The organism is Stenotrophomonas sp. AGC87 (genome assembly GCF_057333975.1).
This window is the reverse complement of record NZ_JBHFHW010000043.1, coordinates 52,861-64,255: the sequence shown is the minus strand read 5'-3', so window position 1 is coordinate 64,255 and position 11,395 is coordinate 52,861. Positions and strand designations below refer to the sequence as shown.

Here is an 11,395-nt window from a genome sequence, read left to right as displayed (position 1 = left end):
GGGGCCCCCCCTCCTCGTTTTGCACCAGTGCTTCGATGGATCAGAAGCGCTGGGTGTACTTCATGTACAGGAAGCGACCGATGTCGAAGCCGCCGTAGTAGGCAAAGCTCGAGTTCGGCTGCGTGAACATGATCGGGCCCTGCTTGTCGAACAGATTGTTCGCACCCAGCGCGATCGTGGCATCCCACGGCGCGTTGTAGCTGACCTGCAGGTCGTGGAACGTGTTCGAACCCGTCTTGCGGACCGGCATTGCATCGCCGTCGACGTAACGGTCCGGCAGGGTGCACGGACGTGCAGCCACGCAGTCTTCCTTCATGCCCGAGTAGTAACGGGCCATGTAGGACACGCCGAAATCGCCGCGCGACCAGGTAACACCAACGTTCGAGCGGACGCGGAACAAGCCGGCATCGCCAACGCGACCCTGCATGACCGTGTTGCCCTCACCGTTCTGGGTTTCTTCGTCGTACTTGGACAGGTAGCTGGTCTGCCAGTCGATGGCGAACTGACCGATCGACAGTTCCGGCAGACGGTACTTGATGCCCAGGTCGTAGCCTTCGGTTTCCATGCGGCCCAGGTTGGCCAGGCCGTAGGTCATCGAGTTGATGTGGCCATCGGCTGCACGGGTGTGGCTGGCGCAACGCGATGCATCGCCGGCGACGTAGCACTCGCGCAGGATGCGGTCGACGCTGTCAGCAATGATCATGTCGCTGATTTCGTACTTGTACCAATCCAGCGAGATATCCAGGCCCTGGACCCAACGCGGGCTCCAGACCACACCGAAGGTGGTGCTCTTCGAGGTTTCCGGCTTCAGGTTCTCGTTGGAGCCGGAGATGAACTGGTCCGGCGTCGCGCACGGGGTCGCCGTGCAAGGCGTCAGACCCTGTCCCACCTGGGTGTAGCCCACCGGCACGCCGGCGGCCGAGCACGCGGCGTTGCCGTTGACGCTACCCGGTGCGGTGATGCCGCACGGATCGGTGTACGACTCGAAGCTGCTGTTCAGGCCACCGTACAGATCGTTGATGGACGGAGCACGGAAGCCCTGGGCGTAGGTACCACGCACCAGCAGTTCATCCAGCGGACGCCAGGTGAAGCCGAACTTGGAGTTGATGGTGTCGCCGAAGTTGCTGTAGTCCGAGTAGCGGCTTGCAGCATTCAGGGTCAGTTCCTTGGCGAACGGCAGATCCGACAGGATCGGCACGTTCAGTTCCAGGTAGAACTCGTCCAGCTCGTACTTGCCCTGGGTGGTCTGAGCGCCCAGACCGGTCGACTCGCCCGACTGCGCGAATGCGTCCGGCGAGAAGCGGCCTTCTTCTTCACGGTGCTCCACGCCCACCGCGATACCCACGTCGCCGGCCGGCAGCGAGAACAGCGAGCCGGACAGGTTGGCCGTGTAGCTGGTGGTCTTGGTGTAGCCGGTGTCGGTGAAGTAGGGGAACAGGAAGGCCTGCGTCGCGCCATCGGCCAGCGAGCCCGGGCCAGCAACGCCGTACGGCAACAGCGGATTCCACGGACGGCAGCTGGTCACCGGATCGCCCGGATTACCGCACTGGGCAACACCGTTGCCATCGATGTACGAAGCACCCAAAGCCTGGCGGGCCGCGATCAGGCTCATGTCACCATGACCGGTCTTGGTCGACTCGTTACGGTTCCACAGCGCACCAACGTCCCAATCCCACGTATTGCCGCCGAACTCGAAGAAGCCACTGACGGTCGGCGCAAAACGCAGGGTCTTCAGCTGGCTTTCGGTGGTACGCGGCATTTCCCACAGGCGACGACGGAAGTCGAGGTCGGTGCTGGTCGGGTTGAATGCGCTGTCAGCGGAGAGCTTGGTGCCGAAGGCCTGCGACTGGTACGGGTAACCGGCGATCTGCTGGTCGGTGGTGCGCTCGTTGTAGAGCACGTCCGCGTTGAAGGTGATCGAATCGGTCAGATCGTAGTTGCCGTTGACGTACACCGACTTACGCTCGATACCGGTCTGAACCATCATCTGCTGGTTGGCATTGACGCGGTCGGCAGAGGTCTCGGCACGGTAATCGGCACGATTGGTCGGATCGCCGCCTTCGCGCAGGGTGAACCAGCGCTGGTCGGCCGAACCGACGTAGCCCGGCTGGCCCTCTTCCAGGTCTGGCGTCAGGCAGGGGTCGCAGAACGCGCCGTTCTGGTTGATCGGGCTGTTGCCCGAGCCCGGGTAGTTCGGACCGGCATTGCCATCACGGCTGAAGAAGCGATCGTTCGCCCATACCGGATCGGCCTTGTAGTACTCGGCCGCCATCGTGACGCCGCCACGCTCGCCCTGCGAACCCAGGGTGAAGGAGTACTGCTTGGTCGAACCATCGCCCTGGCCGTACTGGCCGAAGTAGACGCTGGCTTCGCCGCCTTCCACGCGCTTGCGGGTGATCACGTTGACCACGCCGGCGATGGCGTCGGAACCGTAGATGGACGATGCACCGTCCTTCAGGATCTCGATGCGCTCAATGGCGGCCATCGGGATCTGGCTCAGGTCCTGCAGGCCCGAGGTTGATGCGCCGAGGCGCTTGCCGTTCATCAGCACCAGCGTACGCTGCGCGCCGAGGTTGCGGATATCGACGTAGTAGCCGCCCACGTCTTCGCCCGAAGCCAGCGATTCCGAGCGCGAGATAGCCGGGGAACCGGCCGAGGTCATGTTCTGCAGCACATCGGCGACGGAGGTGTAACCCTGCTTTTCCAGGGCTTCACGGGTCATCGTCAAGATCGGCTGCTGAGTCTCCATGTTGGCACCGCGAATGCGCGAGCCGGTGACCGAGATACGGTCAAGGTCAGTGGTGCCGGCAGCAGCTTCCTGCGCCGAGGCGAAGCTCGGCGCGAGCGCGAGCGCAATGCCGGCGGGCAGAAGGCCCAGCCGCACTGCGGGAGTACGAAAATTCATTTATCTCTCCGAGGTACGTTAGTAGCGTGTTAAACCGCCTCGGAAAGTTACGATTGCGTTGCAGTGAATTATTTGCGTGATGCAACCAAAGACTTTGCCGACTCTGGCGACAGGTTCGCACCTGCCTCACGGTAGCGTGACGCAGACAACCCAAAACGGGCCCGAAACGCCCGTGCGAAGCTGCAGCAGTTGTCAAACCCGCTCGCAGCGGCCACCTCGCCCACCATCATGTCCGTATCACGCAGCAGATCGGCTGCGCGTTCCAGTCGCAGGCGCGCGGAAAGCGATTGCGGACTCTCCGCATACAGACTCTGGAACGTCTTGGACAAATACCAGCTGGAGAAATTGGTGAGCTCGGCCAGTTCACCGATGCGCACGACACGGTGGCTGTTGCCTTCCAGATAGAGACGCGCGCGCTGCATGCGACCGAACACCTGGCGCTTGCGGCTGCGCGAGCGGCCCGGGCAACGCTGAACACCGGTGGCCATGCCCTGCTGCAGCGCGGCCAGGTGCAGCAACGCCGGACGCAGGCCGTGCATCGGCCCATCGCTGATCAGGGCATCACGCCACAAGCGCATCGCCACGCGCATTTCGCCACGCGTCATCGTGCCGCGGCCCGCGTAGAGGTTGCAGTCGGCCAGTTCGCCCAGCGCGCGCAGCGCATCGGGCGACAGGCTCAGGCCGATGCACAGACCATCACGCCCGGCCTGCACCATCGGCTTGGAGTCTTTTTCGAACGCGATCCACTCACGCTGGCGCAGGCGGAACTTGCCTTCCTTGGATTCCACCCATGCGCTGCCACGCACCTGCATCCAGACCGTGAACGTGGTGCCGGCGGTCTGCAGGCTGCCGAGCCGGGCCACGCCCAGGCAGTTGGGCAGCGCGCCGTCGTCGATGGCTTTGTCCAGGGAAAGAGATTGACCGCGATCGGCCAAGGAGAGCTGACGCATGACTGCACCGTGAGTTTGCCTTTGCTGGCGTGCAGTTTTGCCAAATCAGGCCACTGCCCTCAGGACGTCCTGGCGAGATTGATCCGAATTCGCCACGACAACCTCACGAAGAACTTACGAAGGGTCTTTTCCCTTCATAAACAGAAGGTTGGAGAAGGCCGGGAAGAACGAGGAGGTCGGTTCGGGCAGACTCATGATGCCGATGTCGGACCCATCGGCCACGGCCAAGGCCACGTACACCGCACTGCCGTCCGGATTTGCGCTGAAGCCGTTGCCGGTTCCCAGCCGATCGGCATCCAGGCAGTGGGCACTGTCGCTGGAGGTCGCGCTGAGCCGGGCGAATACGGTGGCACAGTCGGCGCGGTTGGACAGGTAATCGATCTGCCCGTTGCCCGAGACAGTCCACGCACGGTAGCGCCATCGCGAGGGCTGGTCGCTGCGCACCTGGCGAATGCTCTGCGGGCTCAGGGCTGCATCGGCCGACCACAGACCGCTGGCCGACAACCGTGTGAAAAGCACACGCTCGTCGGCGACGTCATAACGTGCCTGGGAAACGCCATCGATGCTACCCAGCAAGCGCCACGGGGTGCTGCTGCGGTCAAACAGGGAAAGGCGCATGCGTTCATCGCGATCACGCTCGACCACCAGCAGGTGCTCCGGCTGCTGCCCGTACAGGGCCTGCAGCGGCTGCGCCACCGGTACCGCCAGGCGCACGGTCTGCTCATCACGCGGAGAGACTTCGAAGATCGCCGGGTTGGCGTGTTCATCGCGGCCCAGCACCAGCAGGCGGCGACCGTCGCGCGACCAGTCCGGGATCTGGCGGGTTTCCGGGCGCAGCCCCTCGATCGGCCGCAGCGATTCAGGCCGCTGCAGGTCGGCCCACCACAGCGCGTAACTGCCGGAGCGGTTGGAGCTGAAGACCAGCTGGCGGCCGTCCGGCGCGATCATCGGCTGTGCATCGCGCCCGCCCGAGGCAAACAGGCGCTCCGGCGTGCCGGGGCGACCATCGGCGGCGATCGGCACTTTGAACAGGCCGAACTGCGCCCGCCGATGCATGAACGCCAGCATGTTGTTGCTGCGCGACAGCGCCGGCGACTGGGCATCGTCGAGCCCCAGGTCACGCAGTGTGTGGGTGCGCGTATCCAGCTCATACAGGCGTGCTTCGCTGTCCACGCGGCGGCCGAACACGATGTGGCGACTGTCGCTGCGCCACGCCCAGCCGCGGATCTCGGCAGAATCATTGGTGAGCTGCTCCGGGGTGCCACCCTCGGCCGGGATCCGCCACAGATCACCGACCTGCGGATTGCGCACGAACACGATCCAGCGGCCATCAGGCGAGTAGCGCGGCGCGTACTCGAAACTGTCCGGGTCGATCTGGTAATCGAGCGCGGTCCAGCTGCCGCTGGCGATGGCGAGAATGCGGATGCCACGGTGTGCGTACTTGCCCGACAGTGAGCCGAACAGCAGGCCGCGCCCATCCGGGGTCCAGTCGAAGCTGAGCAGTTCGGTGCCATCGCAGCGGGTGACGTGACGCAGCGCGCCGCCGGTGGCGCTGGCGATGATGACTTCGCAGCTGCCGTCCGGACCAAACCGCGCGAACGCGATCTCCCGCCCGTTGGGCGACCAGTTGGGGAACCGGTCCGAATACGTGGCCGGCGTATCCATCAGGATGTGGGCCGGCGCATTGCCGGAGGTCTGCACCTTGATGACGCTGCCATTGCGTGCCGGCATGTCCGCCTCGTAGGCGACCTGCGAGCCGTCCGGCGACAGCGTGGGATACGTTTCAAAGCCCGCGGTGGCGGTGATGAGCCGGTAAGGCCGCTGCGGACTGCCGATCACGCGGGTGCCATCTTCGACGGCAGCGTCCAGCGCCGAGGCAGGCTGTTCACGCTGGACAAGCAAGGCAGCCATGACCAGCAGGGCGACCAGCATCGCCACGCCGATGGCGAGCAGGATGTAGCGGCGGGTACGGCGCCACTGCCGGCGCAGCGGGCTGTCAACGCGTTTGCGCGACGGCGGCGCCCCCGCTGGCAGCACCTCGGCAGCGCCCGGCACATCGGCGTCCACGCCCTCCATCGCCGCCAGACCCCGCACGTCCTCGACCGCACTCACCGGCACCAGCAGGCGGTAGCCGGTCTTGGCAATGGTTTCGATATAGGTGGTGCCGGCCTCTTCGTCGGTCGCGAAGGCCTTGCGCAGCTGGGTGACGGCCTGGGTCAGCACATCGTTGGTCGGCAGCGTATCGGGCCACACCTCGGCGAACAGTTCGTCGCGGGTCACCACCGCGCCCGGCGAGCGCATCAAGGCCTTCAGTACGCCCAACGCCTTCGGCGTCAGCCGACGTGGGCGACGCACGCCCACCACCATCACTTCCCGCGAGGAAAGAATGACGGTGCAATCGCCGATTCGAACTACATCGGCTGCCGGTCGCTCACTGTCGTTGATGATCATTCCGGTGACACGAGTGAATGCAGGACTACGGGAACGCAGCATTCATCACAATCGACAACGACCGAACGAACCGCCAGATTCCGCACAAGGCATCAGCGCAAAGCGCAAAAACACTGAAGCGCGCGAATACTAGCCTATGTGGGTTAACCGCACCTGTGCGTGTGGCCAACATCAGGCTCTCTCTCGCCGACGAATCCACATAAATAGATTCAGCATTCGCGCCTCCGGGCGCGAACTTTTTATGTGCGATTCAGCTTTGTATGCGGCGGATCATGGTGAGACCGACCAGGCGCGAGACAACGAGCGCGACGTACATGACGCCTGCGAACTGCTCCAGCATCACCAGCGCGCGCGCCTGTGAATGGATGGGCACCACATCGCTCAAACCGACCCCGGACAATAAGCTGAAGCTCAGATAAAGCAGCTCCATCCAGGTGCGCAGCTCGCTCTCACTGGCCGCTACGAAACTGCCCGGGTACCACTGCTGGCACACCGCGAACGCGAAGGCGAAGGCCCACGCCAACAGCGTGAAGGTGGCCCCCGCCGCGAACAGCTCATCGCGGGTCACCTTGTGGTCCTGCAGCATGTAGGCGATCAGGCTGCCAGCCGTATAGAAGTACAGCAGGCATTCGAGCAGCTGCGCGGTGGTGACCAGCGCCGGGCGCTCCAACAGAGCGCCTGAGATGGAAAACACTACCGAAGGAATGGCCAGCAGCAGCGCCACCCACATACCGAGCGGGCTGCGCCTCACTACCCATAGCGCCAGGCCAAGCACGGCGATCCCGAACGCCCCGAACAGGGCGCGGCTGGCACCAGCCTCGTCCATTGCCGGATACAGCAGCACCCCCAGCAGCTGCACGGCCAACAACCAGGCCGAGGGATGCCGGCGCGCGATGGCCAGCCATTTGGTGCTGCGTGCTATCGCCATCGTCGTCCCCATCCCTGCCTGGTCGCGCCGAGCTTAGCGGGAATCACGCAGGCGGCGGATGATGGCCGTGGCGCTGCGCACCGCCACGGCCGGTGCCTCACTCCTGGCGATACACCTGCGCCCCGAGATCGCGGAACTGGGCGGACTTCTCGGCCATGCCGGCCTCCAGCGCCTTGTGCGCATCCAGCCCCTGCCCGGCGGCGTAATCGCGCACATCCTGGGTGATCTTCATCGAGCAGAAGTGCGGACCACACATGGAGCAGAAGTGGGCCAGCTTATGCGCGTCCTTGGGCAGCGTCTCGTCATGGAATTCCTTCGCTTTCTCCGGATCCAGCCCAAGGTGGAACTGGTCCTCCCAACGGAATTCGAAACGTGCCTTGCTCAATGCGTTGTCGCGGACCTGCGCGCCGGGGTGGCCTTTGGCCAGATCCGAGGCATGCGCGGCAATGCGGTAGGCCATGATGCCGTCGCGTACGTCCTGGCGGTTGGGCAGGCCCAGGTGTTCCTTCGGGGTGACATAGCAGAGCATCGCGGTGCCGTACCAGCCGATCATGGCCGCACCGATCGCACTGGTGATGTGGTCGTAGCCCGGCGCGATATCGGTGGTCAGCGGGCCCAGCGTATAGAACGGCGCTTCACCGCACTCGCGCAGCTGCTTGTCCATGTTTTCCTTGATCAGCTGCATCGGCACGTGGCCGGGGCCTTCGATCATGGTCTGCACATCATGCTTCCACGCGATCTTCGTCAGCTCGCCCAGCGTCTCCAGCTCGCCGAACTGCGCGGCATCGTTGGCATCGGCGATGCAGCCCGGGCGCAGGCCGTCGCCCAGTGAGAAGGTCACGTCGTAGGCCTTCATGATCTCGCAGATGTCCTCGAAGTGCGTGTAGAGGAAGTTCTCCTTGTGGTGTGCCAGGCACCACTTGGCCATGATCGAGCCGCCGCGCGAGACGATGCCGGTCACGCGCTTGGCGGTCAGTGGCACGTAGCGCAGCAGCACGCCGGCGTGGATGGTGAAGTAGTCCACGCCCTGCTCGGCCTGCTCGATCAGGGTGTCGCGGAAGATCGCCCAGTTCAGTTCCTCGGCGCGGCCATCGACCTTTTCCAGCGCCTGGTAGATCGGCACGGTGCCGATCGCCACCGGCGAGTTGCGCAGGATCCATTCGCGGGTTTCATGGATGTGCTTGCCCGTGGACAGGTCCATCACGGTGTCACCACCCCAGCGGATCGCCCAGACCAGCTTTTCCACCTCCTCGGCAATGCCCGAGGACACCGCGCTGTTGCCGATGTTGGCGTTGATCTTGGTCAGGAAGTTGCGGCCGATGATCATCGGCTCGCTTTCCGGGTGGTTGATGTTGTTGGGCAGCACGGCGCGGCCACGCGCGATCTCATCGCGGACGAACTCGGGGGTGATGATCCTGGGGATCGAGGCGCCGAAGGACTCGCCCGGATGCTGCTTCAGCAGTGCGGCGTCGCGGATCGCATCGAGCCGCTGATTCTCGCGGATCGCCACGAACTCCATTTCCGGGGTGATGATGCCGCGGCGCGCGTAGTGCATCTGGGTGACGTTGGCACCCGCCTTTGCCCGCCGTGGCTGCAACCGCGAGGGGAACCGCACGGCGTCCAGACGTGCATCGGTCTCACGTGCGCGGCCGAATGCCGAGCTCAGCCCCTCCAGCACCTCGGTATCGCCGCGCTCGGCTACCCAGGCGGCGCGCAGCGCAGGCAGACCGGCGGAGAGGTCGATGGCGACAGCCGGATCGGTATACGGGCCGGAGGTGTCGTACACGGTGACCGGCGCGTTCTCTTCGCCACCGAACAAGGTGGGCGTGCGGGTCAGGGTGATCTCACGCATCGGCACCTGCAGGTCGCTGCGCGAGCCCTGCACGTGGATCTTGTGCGAGCCGGGAATCGGCCGCGTGACCGATTCGGAGAGTTGCTGGGCCTGTTGCTGCAGGGCGGAGAGCTGGGCGTTCATCGAGGCATCGTCCTAGGTTCAATCCCCGCACAGGGACTGTGCGGTTCTATGCGAGGGATTCGCATGGGAGGGACGAAACGGCGGCGCTCGACGGACGGATTGCGGGCGGTCTCCGGGCGCGGTGGCCCTACGGCGCAATGCATCTGCAGATGCGAAGCTTCCCTACGCCGGTATCAACCGGATCAGGTTCGAAGGGACTGTCTCAACCTTGGCCACTGGGCCGCGGTACCCCCGCTTCGGGGCGAATTAGAGCACAAAGCGACGCCCACGGGCGCGCGGCCACACCCCACACTGACGTGATCAGCCTTTGCATGTGAACAGAGCACCGACACGCCATGCACTACCATGCTGCAGCGCGGTATGCGGTGCGGTCAGGGGGTAGCTTCCCGATCGTGCGCACACCGCGCTCTGCTCGACGCCATTGACGTCCGTACTGACCGGCCTCGACCGGCTTGATCCGCCCCAGTCGCTGCCGTTGTGCCGCTGGAGATTGCAAGCCTCGGCTCGCCCCTACTGATCGGAGACACGCCTGCATGGTGTTCCGCATTTCCATCGCACTGGTCGCACTGCTGGTGCTGATCGCCGGCCTCGCGCCGGGCCCCTTCAACGAGGTCGTCCAGAGCGGCCTGTCCACCATCATCCGCAGCACCGGCTGGCTGTATCTGCTGGTGGTGTTCATCACGCTGTCGTTCCTGATGTACCTGGCCTTCGGCCGCTTCGGTTCGCTGCGCATCGGCGGCGAGGATGCCGAGCCTGATTTTTCCAATGCGAGCTGGATGTCGATGTTGTTCGCCGCCGGCATGGGCATCGGCCTGGTGTTCTGGGGCGCGGCCGAGCCCATCTCGCACTTCGTGAAGCCACCGGAAGGACTGGCACCGCAGAGCATGGAGGCGGCGCGCGCGTCGATGCGGTATGCGTTCTTCCATTGGGGCCTGCATCCGTGGGCCATCTATGCGCTGATCGGCCTGGCGATGGCCTGGTTCCAGTTCAATCGCAACGGCCGCGGGCTGATCAGCGATCTGCTGCAGCCGATCATCGGCGCGCATCACCGCGGCTGGATGGGTACCGTGGTCAACGTCGCCGCCGTGGTCGCCACGGCGATCGGTGTGGCCACGACGCTGGGCTTCGGCACGATCCAGATCGCGGCCGGCCTTGAGCGCGTGTTCGGTATCCAGGCCTCGGTACCGGTGCAGTTGACCATCATCGCGTTGGCGTTCGTGTTGTACATGGCCTCCACCACCAGTGGCGTGCACCGCGGCATCAAGTGGCTCTCGAACTTCAACCTCGGCCTGGCGGCGTTGCTGCTGGCGCTGATCCTGGTGTTGGGGCCGACCGGCTTCATCTTCGATACGTTCACCACCACGATCGGCTCCTACCTCAATTCGCTGGTGACGATGAGCCTGCGGATGTCCCCGTTCTCGGGCAGCACGTGGGTGGCGGACTGGACGATCTTCTACTGGGCATGGTGGATCGCGTGGGCGCCGTTCGTGGGTTCGTTCATCGCGCGCGTCTCGCGTGGGCGCAGCATCCGCGAGTTCGTGCTGGGCGTGGTGATCGCGCCGAGCGTGCTGGGCTTCCTGTGGTTCTCGGTATTCGGCGGCACGGCGCTGTGGTCGCAGATCTTCGGCCACGTGGATCTGGCCCAGGCGTTGGGCAATGGCTACGAGACGGTGTTGTTCACGATGTTCGACAGCCTGCCGATGCCAACGGTACTGTCGGTGATCGCGCTGGTGTTGTTGATCATCTTCTTCGTGACCTCGGCCGATTCGGCGGTGCTGGTGCTGGCGACGATGTCGACGGAGGAGGCGGGCGATCCGCCGTTGGCGCGCCGGATGGTGTGGGGCGTGGCGATTGCGTTGATCGCGGGCGTGCTGCTGTTGGCCGGTGGACTCAATGCGCTGCAGGGGATGATCACGATCGCTGCACTGCCGTTTGCGTTGTTGATGCTGGCGGTGATGTGGTCGTTGTACCGGGTGCTCGATATGGAGCATGCGCTGCAGCGGCGCCGTGCGCAGCGCGCGCGGCGGTTGATGGATGACTGGATCGAGCGGGAGATCGCGGCGCAGGAAGAGACGCGCGATGAGGCGGCTCGAGCGCCTTAGGGTGGTCGGGTTGGTCGCTTAGAGCGGCACGCTTCCCGGGCTATCGGTGGGGGGGGGGGGGGGGGGGGGGGGGGGGGGGGGGGG

The 11,395-nt window shown here is 64.8% G+C and carries 6 protein-coding genes and 1 riboswitch; of the genes, 1 reads left to right on the top strand and 5 read right to left on the bottom strand.

The features are described 5' to 3' along the window. Positions 1-40 precede the first annotated feature (40 nt). The 5 genes from ACE026_RS19325 to thiC all read right to left on the bottom strand — a co-directional run bounded on the left by ACE026_RS19325 (position 41) and on the right by thiC (position 9,209). On the bottom strand, positions 41-2,905 hold the full coding sequence (locus ACE026_RS19325) for a TonB-dependent receptor plug domain-containing protein (protein ID WP_486040462.1): 2,865 nt from the start codon (positions 2,903-2,905) through the stop codon (positions 41-43). A 68-nt stretch (positions 2,906-2,973) separates the two neighbouring features. After that, positions 2,974-3,855: a helix-turn-helix transcriptional regulator gene (locus tag ACE026_RS19320; RefSeq protein WP_486040461.1), complete on the bottom strand. Its 882-nt coding sequence runs from the start codon at positions 3,853-3,855 to the stop codon at positions 2,974-2,976. A 114-nt stretch (positions 3,856-3,969) separates the two neighbouring features. Next, positions 3,970-6,306, bottom strand: a complete 2,337-nt coding sequence (locus ACE026_RS19315) for a winged helix-turn-helix domain-containing protein (RefSeq protein WP_486040611.1) — start codon at positions 6,304-6,306, stop codon at positions 3,970-3,972. Between the two features lie 250 nt (positions 6,307-6,556). Further along, on the bottom strand, positions 6,557-7,234 hold the full coding sequence (locus ACE026_RS19310) for an ion channel (protein WP_486040460.1): 678 nt from the start codon (positions 7,232-7,234) through the stop codon (positions 6,557-6,559). 97 nt (positions 7,235-7,331) lie between these two features. After that, on the bottom strand, positions 7,332-9,209 hold the full coding sequence (gene thiC, locus ACE026_RS19305) for a phosphomethylpyrimidine synthase ThiC (RefSeq protein WP_486040459.1): 1,878 nt from the start codon (positions 9,207-9,209) through the stop codon (positions 7,332-7,334). A 141-nt stretch (positions 9,210-9,350) separates the two neighbouring features. Further along, positions 9,351-9,452: riboswitch (TPP riboswitch) on the bottom strand. 290 nt (positions 9,453-9,742) lie between these two features. On the opposite strand from thiC, the gene ACE026_RS19300 reads away from it, so the two are divergent. Further along, a complete protein-coding gene (locus tag ACE026_RS19300; protein WP_486040458.1) occupies positions 9,743-11,311 on the top strand; it encodes a BCCT family transporter in 1,569 nt (522 codons plus the stop codon). Positions 11,312-11,395: the final 84 nt, after the last annotated feature.